At 40.0% G+C, this 13,790-nt stretch carries 14 protein-coding genes; 9 read left to right on the top strand and 5 right to left on the bottom strand.

Features of this window, described 5'->3' with window-relative positions; all coding sequences use genetic code 11:
* Nucleotide 1: 1 nt before the first annotated feature.
* Entirely contained in the window at nt 2-241 is a 240-nt protein-coding gene (locus tag HWQ40_RS13370; protein ID WP_292778445.1) for a helix-turn-helix transcriptional regulator, read from the bottom strand.
* A gap of 494 nt (nt 242-735) precedes the next feature.
* Between HWQ40_RS13370 and HWQ40_RS13365 the strand changes: the two genes are divergently transcribed.
* Together HWQ40_RS13365 and HWQ40_RS13360 are read left to right on the top strand one after the other, a co-directional pair.
* Entirely contained in the window at nt 736-1,350 is a 615-nt protein-coding gene (locus HWQ40_RS13365; RefSeq protein WP_292778443.1) for a Uma2 family endonuclease, read from the top strand.
* A 66-nt stretch (nt 1,351-1,416) separates the two neighbouring features.
* Entirely contained in the window at nt 1,417-2,019 is a 603-nt protein-coding gene (locus tag HWQ40_RS13360) for a hypothetical protein (protein WP_292778441.1), read from the top strand.
* Nucleotides 2,020-2,152: 133 nt separating this feature from the next.
* Here the strand turns inward: HWQ40_RS13360 and HWQ40_RS13355 are convergent, their stop codons facing one another.
* The 3 genes from HWQ40_RS13355 to HWQ40_RS13345 form a co-directional block, all read right to left on the bottom strand.
* Complete coding sequence (locus HWQ40_RS13355) at nt 2,153-2,524, bottom strand: type II toxin-antitoxin system PemK/MazF family toxin (RefSeq protein WP_292778439.1); 372 nt, start codon at nt 2,522-2,524, stop codon at nt 2,153-2,155.
* Complete coding sequence (locus tag HWQ40_RS13350; RefSeq protein WP_292778437.1) at nt 2,503-2,772, bottom strand: hypothetical protein; 270 nt, start codon at nt 2,770-2,772, stop codon at nt 2,503-2,505. Before HWQ40_RS13350 ends, HWQ40_RS13355 begins: the two co-directional genes overlap by 22 nt.
* Nucleotides 2,773-2,899: 127 nt before the next feature.
* Nucleotides 2,900-7,579 carry a hypothetical protein gene (locus tag HWQ40_RS13345; protein WP_292778435.1) on the bottom strand — a complete coding sequence of 1,560 codons (4,680 nt, stop codon included), beginning with the start codon at nt 7,577-7,579 and terminating at the stop codon, nt 2,900-2,902.
* 23 nt (nt 7,580-7,602) lie between these two features.
* Between HWQ40_RS13345 and HWQ40_RS13340 the strand changes: the two genes are divergently transcribed.
* Nucleotides 7,603-8,004 carry a hypothetical protein gene (locus HWQ40_RS13340; protein ID WP_292778433.1) on the top strand — a complete coding sequence of 134 codons (402 nt, stop codon included), beginning with the start codon at nt 7,603-7,605 and terminating at the stop codon, nt 8,002-8,004.
* Nucleotides 8,005-8,035: 31 nt separating this feature from the next.
* On the opposite strand, the gene HWQ40_RS13335 is transcribed toward HWQ40_RS13340, so the two are convergent.
* Entirely contained in the window at nt 8,036-9,340 is a 1,305-nt protein-coding gene (locus tag HWQ40_RS13335; RefSeq protein ID WP_292778431.1) for a P-loop NTPase fold protein, read from the bottom strand.
* Nucleotides 9,341-9,345: 5 nt separating this feature from the next.
* Here HWQ40_RS13335 and HWQ40_RS13330 point away from each other — a divergent pair, with 5 nt between their 5' ends.
* The 6 genes from HWQ40_RS13330 (at nt 9,346) to HWQ40_RS13305 (ending at nt 13,696) form a co-directional block, all read left to right on the top strand.
* Nucleotides 9,346-9,630: a BamA/TamA family outer membrane protein gene (locus HWQ40_RS13330; RefSeq protein WP_366933988.1), complete on the top strand. Its 285-nt coding sequence runs from the start codon at nt 9,346-9,348 to the stop codon at nt 9,628-9,630.
* Between the two features lie 672 nt (nt 9,631-10,302).
* Complete coding sequence (locus HWQ40_RS13325) at nt 10,303-10,602, top strand: hypothetical protein (protein WP_292778429.1); 300 nt, start codon at nt 10,303-10,305, stop codon at nt 10,600-10,602.
* A gap of 418 nt (nt 10,603-11,020) precedes the next feature.
* The gene (locus HWQ40_RS13320; RefSeq protein ID WP_292778427.1) at nt 11,021-11,284 is read left to right on the top strand and encodes a hypothetical protein; all 264 of its coding nucleotides are present in this window, start codon (nt 11,021-11,023) and stop codon (nt 11,282-11,284) included.
* Between the two features lie 40 nt (nt 11,285-11,324).
* Nucleotides 11,325-11,696 (top strand): hypothetical protein, encoded by a 372-nt coding sequence (locus HWQ40_RS13315; RefSeq protein WP_292778426.1) that lies wholly within the window; start codon nt 11,325-11,327, stop codon nt 11,694-11,696.
* 45 nt (nt 11,697-11,741) lie between these two features.
* Complete coding sequence (locus HWQ40_RS13310; RefSeq protein ID WP_292778424.1) at nt 11,742-12,170, top strand: hypothetical protein; 429 nt, start codon at nt 11,742-11,744, stop codon at nt 12,168-12,170.
* A 23-nt stretch (nt 12,171-12,193) separates the two neighbouring features.
* Complete coding sequence (locus HWQ40_RS13305; RefSeq protein WP_292778422.1) at nt 12,194-13,696, top strand: ABC transporter ATP-binding protein/permease; 1,503 nt, start codon at nt 12,194-12,196, stop codon at nt 13,694-13,696.
* Nucleotides 13,697-13,790: the final 94 nt, after the last annotated feature.

Below are 13,790 nucleotides of genomic sequence, written 5' to 3'. Positions count from 1 at the left end.
CCTATTCTGCTTCTGGAAAATACTGATTTAGCAGTCTTTTGCCGGGTTCACCCATTTTCCGTAACATTTCTTCTATTAGTTTTAGCGCTATGCGTGAAGGGACTGTATGCCCATTTTCCCAACGGTTGACTCTTTTGAAGGAAACTTCTACTTTAGCAGCAAACTGTTTCTGAGAAAGATTGAGCGGCTGACGAAGTTCCCGCATTAAATCTAAAATTTCCAGCCGCTTTGTTACAGACATCTCTGTATTCTATCCCCATAGGATAATTGGCATAGGACAGGTGTCTTATTTATTGTCTCTTACTCAGGGAATATTTTAAAAGTGAATGGCTGTAATTTTAGGCACGCGATCGCTTACTCTTTTAGTATTTAAGCATTTGCGCCCAGAATAGAAGAGTCATAGTGCTGTAGCAAATCGTCTGGGTCATCGTAAATTGTCAGATTACCCAATCCCCAGTCCTTTTACTTCATCATCCCATGAGAGGAGAAGGGGGTTAGAGAAAAGATGGCGATCGCTTATAATTATCTGCAATTGGGCTTGCGTTCGAGACGCTTGGGCGATCGTACAGTGCCGGAGGCGGACGCTAAGAAAGCTTGTAGAATTTGTTAGTTAAGGGAACTCCAGAAAATAAATTATCCAATTTCGTTCCTTGAAAACAACTTTCTCTCCCCCCTGCTCCCCTGCCCTCAAAGCGATGGGATATTTTTTTAGTTGGAAGTCCCTAAGAGGTCAAGATGTTACAAACACCCGCTAGTCCAGAAACCGAAACTCTATTGATTGAGTTGCCTAAGTCGATTGGGCTGTATGTTACCCAAGAACAGTTTGCTGCTTTAGCCGCAGCCAACCGAGACTTGAGACTGGAAAGAACTGCACAAGGAGAATTAATAGTGAACCCACCAACAGGCTGGGAAACTGGCAAACGTAATTGGAGTATTTCTGGCGAATTGTATTTGTGGTGGCGTAATGCAGGCGAACCTGGTGAAGCCTTTGACTCTTCTACAGGCTTCATTTTACCCAATGGTGCGACTCGCTCCCCCGATGCCTCTTGGGTGAGTGGAGAACGATGGCAGGCGCTTACTTCTGCACAAAAAGGAACGTTTGCTAATATCTGCCCCGATTTTGTAGTTGAGTTACGCTCTAGTTCAGATACCCTCAAGTCCCTGCAAGATAAATTGAGGGAGTATATCGACAATGGCGCTAAACTTGGTTGGTTAATCGATCCGCAGCAGCGACGGGTGGAAATTTATCGACTGGCTAAGGATGTGGAAGTGTTGGAGAATCCTGCTGAGTTGTCGGGTGAAGCGGTGTTGCCGGGTTTTGTCTTGAATTTGCGACGGGTGTGGGATTGAAAGCATCTTGCTCGCTACGGGTTAATTAAATAGTTTTTATATAAGAAAATAATAGGGAAAATCCTGATGCCTTATAGTAAATTTACCCTCAGTAAAGCTGTAGAGGATTTTCAACTGACTATCATTGAAGGCGATCGCTTTCTGCCTGAAATTTCCCCAGTCAATCCAAGTTCTTTACTCAAAGATACACTGAAAGAAACGCTGCCTTGGGCGATCGCAGTCAGTACTGAAAAAGCGCGTTCTGAAGGTATTATCAATCCAGTTTTGTTAGAAGTCAAACGTCAGTTCAAAGGACAAATTAGTGTCTTTTCGGGTGAAGAGTTCAGCGTGCAGCCAGAGGTTGATTTGACGGGTTATGTCGATTTTCTAATTAGTCGCTCTCCAGAGCAGTTGTTTATTAAGGCTCCTGTGGTGGTTTTGGTGGAAGCGAAGAAAGAAGACCTTAAACCAGCACTGGGACAATGTTTAGCCGAGATGGTGGCAGCTCAACGCTTTAATCAACAGAAGCAGCAGCCGATTTCAATCATCTACGGAACGGTAACGAGTGGTACAGTTTGGCGGTTTCTTAAACTGGAAGGGCAAACTGTTACGATTGACCTGACCGATTATCCACTGCCGCCGGTTGAGCAAATTTTGGGCAAACTGGTTTGGATGGTGCAAAATGGCTGATGCAGGCGATCGCCTGTTCTACAATGGGAATCTGTTTTCTGGCGATTTCACAAAAATTTGCAATCAACCCTTGAGCAGAATTTAGAAACGTCGTAAGCGTAGACGATGCATCTGCTTGTTGTCAGGCATCGCTTCAAAGGTTTACTAGACCAAGGCTGATTTGAATTGCTCTATCTACCTGTGCAATCGTTTCTGGGTGCAGAATTCCCAAACGTTTAATCAGCCTTTGCTTGTCAATTGAGCGAATCTGATTGAGAACTACAACCGAATCATCCTCTAAACCGCCTTCTGGCACTCTAATCAGCACTTCGGTAGGATACAAAGGTTCTGCAAACTTTGAGGTGATGGCAGCTACAACTGTGATTGGACTATGTTCGTTAGAAACATCATTTTGTAAGATTAAAGCTGGGCGTATTTTTTTTATCTCTGCACCAATAGTTGGATCGAAATTGACTAAGTATACTTCACCACGTTTGGGGTAATTTACTTTTCGTTTCGGTGCCACAATTCTTCTTCCAAGTCAAACCACTCTTCTACTAAACCCAAATCACGTTCTGCGCGTTGGATGGCTCCCTCTTTTAACTGTTCTCTAAGATTAGCTAAGGTTTTCTGAGCAATATAATATTGCACAGCTTCGTTGATGAATCTACTGCGTTGGCGTAGCCTCTCCTCTGGAGAATCGCCTTTTTCAATGACTTGATCGATTAGTTCAATTGTCTCATCCGGCAAGGTGATGTTAATCCGGCGATGCATAATTTTTTTCGCTGTGTTTTGCCTATCAGCACAACTATACACATTTAAAGTGTGTATAGCTGTGCTAAAGATAATTCTACAAAGTTAAAAGACGCAAAGCAGCTTGTCGCCAGACATCAGTTGGCTTTTACTTGATATCGTCGCAGAGATGGCGATCGCTATCCGTAACATTGGGGTTAGTTTGTAGATAATCATGCAGCCAAGCACAACCTCGCGCCAGCAGTTTATCTAGGTTAAAATCTAAATTTCTTAAAATTACTGTGTTGTCATCACTAGCTGAGGCAATCGTTTTGCCGTCTGGGCTAAAACTTACATCTAAGATACCATCTTTATGTCCACTGAAAATATATAGTAAACTGCCATCAATTCCCCAGAGCCTTACGGTTTTATCCCAACTCCCCGAAACTAGCATTTTACTGTCGGGACTGAAACTAACGCTATTGACAGTATCATTATGTCCTATAAGGGTTTTGAGCAATATGCCATCATGAGTCCAAAGCTGCACCGTGTTCTCCAAATTTGCACTAGCGAAAATTTGACCATTAGGGCTGAAACTTACAGACATCACCTTACTATGTGCTTGCAGGGTTTTTAGTAAAGTGCCGTCATTCTTCCAGAGTTTAATTGTCTTGTCGTCACTAGCAGAAGCAATTATTTTGCCATCAGGGCTAAAACTAACGCTATTGACGATATCACTATGTCTTGCCAGGGTTTTAAGTATTGTACCATTACGACGCCAAAGCTTAATTGTCTTGTCATCACTGGCAGAAGCAATAATTTGACCGTCAGGACTAAACCTAACCATGTTAACCCGATTAGTGTGACCGTTGAGGGTTTTCAGCAGTGTACCGTCATGATTCCACAGTTTAACTGTTTTGTCCTTACTAGCAGTGGCAATAGTATAACCATCAGGACTGAAAATGACCGAACTAACACTACCACTATGACCGTTGAGGGTTTTCAGCAGTGTACCGTTACGATTCCACAGCTTAATTGTCTTGTCCCGACTAGCTGTTGCAAGGATTTTGCTATCAGGACTGAAACTGACGCTATTGATGCCCTTACTATGCCCTCTCAGGGTTTTGAGGCTATTATTAACACTCCAAACTTTTACAGTTTTGTCAAAACTAGCAGAAGCTAGCATTTGACCATCAGGACTAAACCTTACTGTTATGACATCATCGTTATGTTTTAAGCTGATAAGCTCATTGCCGTCTCGGCTCCAGAGTTTAACTAATCCGTCCCCTCCAGCGGAAGCAATAATCTGACTATTGGGGCTGAAACTTACATCCCAAACTGTATTACTATGTCCCTGAAGGGTTTGGAACAAATTACCGTAACGGTTCCAGAGTTTCACAGTTTTGTCTCTACTAGCAGAAGCAATTGTTTTACCATCAGGGCTAAAACTAACATCCATAACTCCTTCGCTATGGCCCCTTAAAGTTTTAAGCAAAGTGCCATCAGTGCTCCAAAGTTTAACTGTCTTGTCGTCGCTAGCAGAAGCAATTGTTTTACCATCAGGACTGAAACTTACACTATTTACCTCATCACTATGCCCTCTCAAGGTTTTAATTAGTAAACCATCACGACTCCAAATTTTCAAAGTCTTGTCTTTACTAGCAGAAACGAGAGTCTTGCCATCAGGGCTAAAGCCCACGTCATATACCGAATTGCTATGCCCTTGTAAGGTTTGGAGCAAAACACCATTAGTGTTCCAGAGTTTCACTGTCCCGTCTAAACTCGCAGTAGCAATTGTCTGACCATCAGGGCTGAAATTTAGGTTAGTAATAACGCTATGAACTTTTATATTTTTAAGCAGCCTGCCATTATTACTCCAAAGTTTCAAAATGCCCTCCCGACCGCCTGAAGCAATTACCTGACCATTGGGACTGAAACTCAAACCCCAAACAATATCAGTATGACCAACTAAACGATTTCGCTCTCTTATTTGATCAACTGCTTGCTGTAAAGCAGCAAAAACTAAAATTTTGGTATTATCACCTATCCAAGTTGACTGTTTTAGTCGTCTGCCTGCCCTTAAACCTTCTGTTAGCGCTTCAATTTCTTGGTTCGAGGTAAAAAGAGCTTTTGAGGATGCACTAAGCGTGAGAATTTGACCTATTTCTACCTGTCTTTTTTGATCTTCCGCTCTTATCCCAAATGCCATAGCCAAGACTGCGAATAATGCCACTGCAACTCCAGCTATATAAGAGTCTCTCAGTCGGCGTTTTAAAGAACGGTTTAGCTCCTCTTTAGTCAGCTTTTGTTGTTGACGTATCTGTGCAAGTTCTGCTAACAAGTCACTTCCCTGCTGTTGGCGAATGAACGACACAAGATAATCATGCACCAATTGATAACGGTCAGCAGGCGATTCTGGTAACAGCAATACTAACCTTGATGCCACAAAAATCTCTAACACCAAATCTAATTTATCAACTTCTGCTGGCAAATCTGCGGCTAACTCAGCACGAGTCTTCAGAGGACGAGTTCCGTTTTCGTCTGTGAGTAAATATAAAACCAGTCGAGCAACCTGTTGATTTTCAGCACCACAATCATGGATGACTTCTTCTAAAAACCGCTCAACCAGTTTTTCTTTAGTGCCAAACTGACAATACTTTTCTAAAGTTGTAATTTTCTCAGTTTGCAGTTGCTTGCCAATAATTTGTAGTTCAATGGGGCGTACTTCCCCTAACTCACCTGCTAAATCCTGCACTAATTTTTCAATCAATGTAGGATCTAGGTAAAAGTGAGAGCGTGCTGTTAAACTCTGTACAACTGCTTTAGCATCTGCTGGCGAAAAGTTACCCAAATAATAGCGAATATTTTTATCAAGAATATTATTATTAATTGCACTTAAATTAAACAAACGTTCTAAATCTAATAAATAATGTAAATAATCTTCCCGCAAAGACAGAATTACTTTGACAAAGGGAATATCTAGACAAACTCGCAAAAAATCATAAAACAATCGTCTTTGACTTTGGTCGGTATAAACAAAGAAAAACTCTTCAAACTGGTCAAACATTAAAATTGTTAACAAATTACGGTCAGCATTTTTGCGTAATTGTTCTACAATAGCTGCTGAAGAATCCAGATTCACAAATAATTGATTCCCTCTAACTTCCTCAAAAGCTTTAGCTAAACTCTGCCCCAATATTCCCACCCAATCTGTATATACTCGTAACAGAATAGGTAAAGCATCTCGCTCACCAATTGCTTGCTGTTGCAGCGCCGGGATTAATCCACCCTGCAAAATTGAACTTTTTCCCACTCCTGACTGACCATGAATTACAGTCAATTTATGCTCAGTCCCGCCAATTCTTTCTCGCAACCGCTTAACATCTTGTCCCCGACCAGAAGCGGCAATTTCTTGAGCAATAGTTTCAGGATTTTCTACTTGCAACTGTGCAGAATTAATTGCCTGTCGCTGCGGGTTGAGATAAGATGCACCAACAAAGGCACCAAAACCATACTGTTGTTCAATTTGTAATTGTTCTTGCTTAATATAAAAAGCTTTGAGATATTCACCTTGCTCAAAATAGAGTGAGCGTAATGTCTCTAATATAGATATATACAAATGCGGGTTGTATTGATGATTACTTTCCTTTTTTACAGTTTCTAAATTAGTAATTGCAGCTTTGACTTGACCTAAAGCCTGTTGCGACTTAGCTAAAATAAACCGATACAACCCAAATTCATCTAGTTGTAAATTAGGTATATCAGTTAATATTTGCAATGCTTGCCTCGCGAGTTGATGAGCTTCATTCCAGCGTGACTGCTCTAAAGCTAATTCTGCCAAAAAACTATAATCTTTAGCCAATTGCAACGGCGTGCCATAATTTTGATGTAGCGCTAGAGATTTTTCCACAAGGATTTGCAACTCTGCCCATGCTTGCAAATCTCGCAGAACTTCACCCAGTTTAGTAATATGTTTTGCAACTAAATCTGAACGTTGTGCTTGTTCAAAAATATCAATAGCTTGCTGAAAATAATTTCTTGATTCTTGCCAATAACGTTGATTTTCTGTTGGGATTTTTTCAGATTGGCGGTTATAAGCTGAAGCTATATTAACGAGTAATATACCTTGTCGCTCTAAATAATTACTTTGTCGCCAGAACCTCAAGCTTTGTTGATAATGTGATAGAGCAGAATCTATCTGGTCATGTAGATAATCATTTAAACCAAGCAAAAACTCTAAATTTGCTTGAAGTGCTGCTTCTAATACTTCTCCTCGATTTTGCAAATCTTGACGGGCGGTTTTTAGTTCCCGGCAAATTTGAGGATTGGGCATGAAATTACCTGCAAAGATTTCATCACTTTTTTGCTGAAGGAAGTTTACTAACTCATCAGTAGGGTTTTCAAACTCAATGATAGTTGCCCAATTTTCTAAATCAGTTGCTAATCGAATAAATTTTTGCAGAACTGAATCATTAACCCACAACAATATCGGAAACAGGAAGTTTTTTCTAAACTCCTCCCGTACTTGGTTAGCTGAAGTCAGAACTGTATCAATATCTTTAACCGACTCTAAACCAAAAATCATCAACGCAGGTGGCTGTTCATCTCCCAGTTGTTCGCGTATATTTGTGTAAAGCGTTTTGACTGATGCAGGTAAGGTAATTTCGCATATTTCTACAGGAGAGACTTGGTGCAGCCGTTCTACCATGCGCTGACGTAAAGCAACATAATTACAGCGCAATATAATCAGCGAAAATTGCCCCTGAGAAAAGGTAATTGCTCTAACTAAAGTTTGTAATGAACCCTCATTGTCAAAGGCTAAATTTTCCGGTTCTTGCTGATTACTCATAACATACAGTAGTTTTCTTTTGCATGAAGTACAAAGTTACGGGTTTTGAGGTAGGAGGCAGGAGGCAGGGGGCAGGAGGCAGGGGGCAGGAGGCAGAAAGGACGATTTCTGCTAGTTGTAAAAGAGCTGTAGTTGTGAAGATAACGACTGACACGACTGCCGCACTTGCTGATATGGCTCCCGCATTTGTTGATATGGCTCCCGCATTTGTTGATATGGCTCCCGCATTTGTTGATATAGCTCCCGCACTTACTGATGTAGCTGCCGCACTTGTTGATGTAGCTGCCGCACTTGTTGATGTAGCTCCTGCACTTGCTGATGTAGCTCCCGCATTTGTTGATATAGCTCCCGCATTTGTTGATATAGCTCCCGCACTTGCTGATGTAGCTAACGTTATACTATTTCACAAAATACCTGATAGCTAAGAGCGTATAACTCTACGCCTCTACAGCCGATTTATAACCTAAATTCCTTGGCTTGTGCCAAAATCGGATTGATATCAAACCACGAACCATCCTCATTCCGGTATTCAAATACAAACATACTGCGGAGCAAAAGTTCGTATCTTTCATGACCTCTCAAGTTTTTCGCTTGCGCTACCTCACGTAGTAATTCCCATTCATCAGGCGTAATTGCCAAAGTTAGCTCATTGCGGCGTTGTTTAATCACCCTATCCACACACTCCCGCGATAAAGGTGGGTCTTCTTGCTGAAGACAGCGAAACAATAACATCAACAAGTTACGCAAATGACCACCGCTAACTTGGCAAAGTCGCTCTAAAGTATCAGGACTATCAAAAACCTCAGTAATTAAATTCTGACTTTGTTCCCAACTAACACCAGGAAAAGCCCTCGCCATAACCATCTGTTGCAGCAGTACAATTCCCTGTGAGAATTGCGAACCATCTTGTAATTCCACAGGAACCATCGGCAAAACCTTGGGGTCTACGCCAAAGCGATTTGTTAACCTTCCTAAAGCGTTGGAAAAAATCAACACTAAGGGAATAGTATAAACAACATGACAATTTAGCTGGTTTAACTGTTCGCCCCGTTCCACAAAGAGATATTCTGGCTGATAATGACCGGAAGGTTTTTGAGAATTATCCACTCGGTCGAGATTATCTATAATTACCACCAGTCCTTTTTTACCCTGCTGCTTGAGTTTTTCTCTAGCAGGCTTGAGCAATTCTTTGTTAATTGATTCTAAAATGCCGTTGGTGCGCGGTTCTAAATATTGCCGTAACTGACCGCGAAGTTTGGGACTATCTTTAGTTTTGGCGGTAATCTTGGCAATACCTACAGATAATTCAGCCTCAACGCCTATATCTAGCGGCGTTTGCAAAAACTCAGAAATTTCCGTAAACAGATTTTTAAAGTATCCTGGTTTGAGGTTAATTTTGATTGCTTCCAGACTTTGACTAACCTCACGAGCTACTGCTAATAAAATATCTGTAACATCAATATCAGCCATATCCAGGCTTTGGCTAGACTCGAAATAAACCACATGAAATCCCTGCTGCTCTAACTCTGCTTTTAGCCGCAGTAATTCAGTGGATTTGCCACAACCGATATGTCCGGTAAACAATTGACAAGTAGGTTGCTCAGGTGAAAGGCGGGTGATAGTTCGCCCAAGTTCCTCAATAATCTTGGCACCACGCACTTTAGAGAAATCAATATAATATTGTCTATCCTCCGGTTTGCTCACGACCAGAGTTTTACTGGGGTTGCAAGCTTGAAAAAACCTGACTAAATCTAGTTTCATCACAAATTACCCGAAATCAGCCTAACGCTCTTGCCCATTTCAGTGATTATACAGACGATAATACCATACAGTTAGTACCATTTTTCGATTTTGGTACGGGGTGGAATAATCTCGTTAGTAATCCTAGTCTCCAAACCCTTACTAGCTTGGGTTTAGGCTTGCGATGGCAACCGTTTCAGGGATTAAATTTACGCGCAGACTACGCAATTCCACTGTTTGAAGTAGATAATAAAGGTGACTCACTGCAAGATAATGGATTTAATTTCTCAGTGCGCTATCAACATTTTTAAGTGTTTGAAGTTTTAAAGAAATTGTCAGACTATTTATTGTTATTAAATATAAATGTGTATAAAGTTGCAGTCTAAGTAGTAAACTTATGCACATCTATAAGCAGAAATGGTGCATAAATTCAGTTATCAATAACTGTAATATACAAGGAAAGCAAAAGTAATTGAGTTACTCATTAAATTACTCGAATTGGAAATAAACAAATACCAATTCAAAAAGCTAGTCCGTAACTTGGAGATATTATTGTTTTCCAAGTAGTACTAAGTGCGATCGCATGTTTTCAAAAGGTGCATTTATTAGGTTTTTGCATGGTGCGATCGCGTAACCACAAGCTGTGATGAAAATAGTAATTGATTTGTAGTATACCGCTATTTAGACAAGAAAATTATGATTTTTTATTGGCAAGTATTAATTACAGAAATGTTCTGCACATTATTGATTGCAGTTTTACGCAATCTGCTTGGCTGAAATCTGCAATTGCATGAGCAACAAGTTGAAGGATTTATTTTGAAAATCAGTTTAATCTAAAAACTATCAGGAACGATTGATAAACAAAAACACCAAGTTAAATATGGATTTTTAAGTAATTTAATCGTTAATGCCTGTTGACGCAGTGAACCTCACAAGAGCCTCGACTTACCCTTTTTTAATTATTTTAGTCAAGGAGAAAGATTATGTCAGCAAAAGACGAAACTGGAAAAGTAATCGTACAATCTGGAGCAACAATTGGTGGTGCTGTTGGTGGCGCTGTAGCGGGTGCTGCAATTAATAATGTTGCAGCTGCATCTGCTGCAACAGTTTCTTGGGCTGCGGGAGCAGCTGGGCCGTTTGCTGCGTTTGGTAATGTTGTTTTTCAGCCAGCAGCTTGGGCTGTAGTGTTTGCAAATCCTGTTGGTGCAGCTGTTATTCTTTGTGGACTAACAGGAGTCGGCGCTTTCGGAGCCTACAAACTGACTAAGGCGATACTCAAATGAAACTATTAGGCAATCTGCAACTGAAGATTTGTAAACCTAAATTTTTTGTTCTGGATTACTCGGTAGTTTAGATTTTAGGTGGCTCATTTTCAAAGCAGAATTATTGGCTAAGTCAGTGAAGTATTGAGTTAGATCGAGGGGGAATATATTTTCCCCTCCTATTTAGAACCAGACGTGCGCCTTTAGGTGCAGTTAGAGTCGATGTGGATGTTGCCACACAGCAAGCCGTGCAACTTGTAATATCTAAAAGGAGGTTTCAAGAGGGGTTTTTAAAGTTTGTTTAACTCACATTAAATTGAGAATTTGTCAGCAGGTTCCAATTTTTTCTCCACATCTGTATATTTCCAAAATCTCATCCAGATACAAATACCAAGGCAATAAAGTTCCGTTATTATTCAACAAAAGGAGCATTTAAAAAATGTCTGTAACAGACCTAGTAACAGTTGTTCAACAGTTAGATTGGGACTCCACTTATGCCGCAGATAAGATTCTAATTCAATTCAGAAACGGTGAACAATACTTCGTTTGGTACGATTGGTACGCTAATCCGATTTTACCACCAATAGGCTCTGTAGTTACTCTTTCGTATTCGGGATACGGCTCTTCCCTTGATTTCCACAAGTTAATTAATACAGGTATTGGCAAAGAAGCGCGTATTATTCGATTTGCAAGAGCTAATTAAATCTCCACTCAAGTTTTACTTTTTCAGAATATTACATCTCATGCAAGAAATTTTCAAAAAATACCAGGATGGTTGGCAAAAAAAATGGAATAGCCATCGGTTTTCAGCAATTTTAGTCGTATGCTTATTAATTTGGACTCCTTTGCTAATTACCGAAACTCTGCAAATTCAACACTCTTGCCATCCAATGATTGCTTTCTCTAAACTTCCAGCAGAATGTAATACATCACCAGGATGGTTTCCTTCGCCGTTACCTCCACCTGTAACACCAATAACTTCCAATTTAGATGCAGGAACAATTGGAATTGCTGTAGGTGCGACTGCTGCTGCTTTAGGTGTTCCCGTACCAATTGCTGCGGGACTTGGGATGCTTGCATGGTTAGCTGCTAAAACCGTTAAGACATTGTTTTAATTCTTTCTAATCTTCAATCTTCTCAATTAAGGAGTAAATTTGCAGATGAAACCCATATTTCACAAATCAAAACAGGAAAAATCTTCAGATATAACCCAAGCTTCGTCTAATTCTGAAATTGAAAATTCTAAAACTATCGATGAACAAGTCAATAATACAGGTAACGATGAGGAAAGAATTTCTGTAACTGTCAAATCTTCTAAACTTCCATTTTCTTTCAGTCAATCAGCTTTACTTGGAATTGTAGCAGTTGCTATCATTGCTACATTCTTCCTTGTTACCAGAGGAAATGACTTCTGCTTTTTTAGTATTTGTAGTGAGTTCCCTTACCAAAACCCAATTGTTTATAGCTTCTGGTCTGCTGCTGGTGGATTAGCTGGATTTGGAGTTTTAACTTTGATGGGTGTTTCGGCTCCGATTGCGATTATAGGTGGTTTAGCCACTTGGTTTTTAATGCAGATATCACTTCACTAGAGATAGATTTGGAGATGCGAACAATGAAAGTAATTGAAATTAATAACGTCACACAAATATTTCGTAAAGGATTGAGTCAAAAAACCATACTTCAAAATATTAATCTCACAATTGATTCAGGAGAATTTGTTTGGCTCAAGGGAGATGGTGGCGCGGGTAAAACCACTTTATTATCACAAATTTGTGGATTAATGACTCCCAGTAGTGGAGAAATCAAACTCATGGGTCTCGATCCCAAAGATGCGAACGCTAAACTTTATGTTGGTGTGGTTTTGCAAGAAACACAAGTTCCAAAAAATATGAAAGTAAGGGAACTGTTAGAACTGCTAAGAAGTTATTCTCCCAACCCTCTTCCACTTTCAAACGAAGAGATTTTAAAAATGGTAAATCTCAAAAAGCCAGAAATACTAGATTCTGAGATGGCTCCTTTAGCTGGTAGCGAAAAACAACGACTTTATTTGGCTTTGGCTTTAATAGGTAATCCCAAATTACTCATACTTGACGAACCCACCAGAAATTTAGATGCGGAAAGTCATAAAGTATTTTGGGAGCAAATTAAACTTTGTCATGAACAAGGTGTGACTATTTTAATGACCACGCAGTACCAAAATGATTCGGAAAAATTAAATGAGTTAGCAACTCGGATTGTAAAATTGCATCCATTTTCTGAAATACCACCAGAAGGTCAACTTCTTGAGGAATCCACATTAGAAAATAGGGAGATTGAATTAGAATCATCAACAAATAAGGATGAGGAAATATCTACTATTGCTCTAGTTACACCTCGAAATTTACTGGATATATTTAAGAAGCAGTTTGAGTTTGAAGTTACTCAATTGCGACGTACACCCACATTTTTGTTAGGAACGTTAAGTATTGTCGGATTTGTACCATTACTAAAATTACAGCCAGGATTCCAACCAGGACAAGTAACCATAGACCAGTTAATTTATTTCTGTGGGATTATCCTGTTTACCATTGCGATCGAACGACTGGGTAAACGTGTGGCGATCGAACGTTCGGAAGGATGGCTCAAGTTATTAAAAACCACATCTCTACCTGCTGTCGTTTACATAGCAGCCAAGATTACTAGCTTACTAATTGTTTGCGCTGTTGCTATCTTCTCAGTTTTTATTTTGGGATATTGGCAATTAGGAATTCATGTAAGCTTGGGTTTATATCTATCTGTTTTTCTCGGTTTAATAATTGGGATTACACCTTTTGCAATTCTGGGTTTGGAACTCGGATATTTGCTCCATCCTAAAAGTGCTGATTCAATTTTGAGTTTATCTCTGTTTATTATTCCCTTTGCTTGCGGTGTTCCATTACCATTTAAGCCTGAGTTAATGCAGGACTTGGTTTCCCTGTCACCTTTTTATCACTATAAAGAATTGGTTTTATCGATAGCGCAATCAAATTCTGACCCACGAGTTATCTTACATTTGCTGTGGTTAATTTGGGCTTTTGGATTTTTCGGATTGAGCGCTATTTGGGTATATAAGCGCGATCGCGCGATTGTCAAGTAGTTGAGTTAAACAGCGATCGCAACTTTGGTTCTTAGCCTCATGAAATGCGATCGCTTTTTATTAGGCAATAATAATCACTTAGTCTGGTAGTGCG

It is taken from the genome of Nostoc sp. NMS9 (assembly GCF_017114995.1).
GTDB lineage: Bacteria > Cyanobacteriota > Cyanobacteriia > Cyanobacteriales > Nostocaceae > Nostoc.
This window is presented reverse-complemented; position numbering and strand designations above follow the sequence as displayed.

Excerpts from the sequence above, each read along its gene's own strand:
- HWQ40_RS13370 (WP_292778445.1), bottom strand. The coding sequence starts at position 241 with ATGTCTGTAACAAAGCGGCTGGAAATTTTAGATTTAATGCGGGAACTT.
- HWQ40_RS13365 (WP_292778443.1), top strand. The coding sequence starts at position 736 with ATGTTACAAACACCCGCTAGTCCAGAAACCGAAACTCTATTGATTGAG.
- HWQ40_RS13360 (WP_292778441.1), top strand. The coding sequence starts at position 1,417 with ATGCCTTATAGTAAATTTACCCTCAGTAAAGCTGTAGAGGATTTTCAA.
- HWQ40_RS13350 (WP_292778437.1), bottom strand. The coding sequence starts at position 2,772 with ATGCATCGCCGGATTAACATCACCTTGCCGGATGAGACAATTGAACTA.
- HWQ40_RS13345 (WP_292778435.1), bottom strand. The coding sequence starts at position 7,579 with ATGAGTAATCAGCAAGAACCGGAAAATTTAGCCTTTGACAATGAGGGT.
- HWQ40_RS13340 (WP_292778433.1), top strand. The coding sequence starts at position 7,603 with ATGAAGTACAAAGTTACGGGTTTTGAGGTAGGAGGCAGGAGGCAGGGG.
- HWQ40_RS13335 (WP_292778431.1), bottom strand. The coding sequence starts at position 9,340 with ATGAAACTAGATTTAGTCAGGTTTTTTCAAGCTTGCAACCCCAGTAAA.
- HWQ40_RS13325 (WP_292778429.1), top strand. The coding sequence starts at position 10,303 with ATGTCAGCAAAAGACGAAACTGGAAAAGTAATCGTACAATCTGGAGCA.
- HWQ40_RS13320 (WP_292778427.1), top strand. The coding sequence starts at position 11,021 with ATGTCTGTAACAGACCTAGTAACAGTTGTTCAACAGTTAGATTGGGAC.
- HWQ40_RS13315 (WP_292778426.1), top strand. The coding sequence starts at position 11,325 with ATGCAAGAAATTTTCAAAAAATACCAGGATGGTTGGCAAAAAAAATGG.
- HWQ40_RS13310 (WP_292778424.1), top strand. The coding sequence starts at position 11,742 with ATGAAACCCATATTTCACAAATCAAAACAGGAAAAATCTTCAGATATA.
- HWQ40_RS13305 (WP_292778422.1), top strand. The coding sequence starts at position 12,194 with ATGAAAGTAATTGAAATTAATAACGTCACACAAATATTTCGTAAAGGA.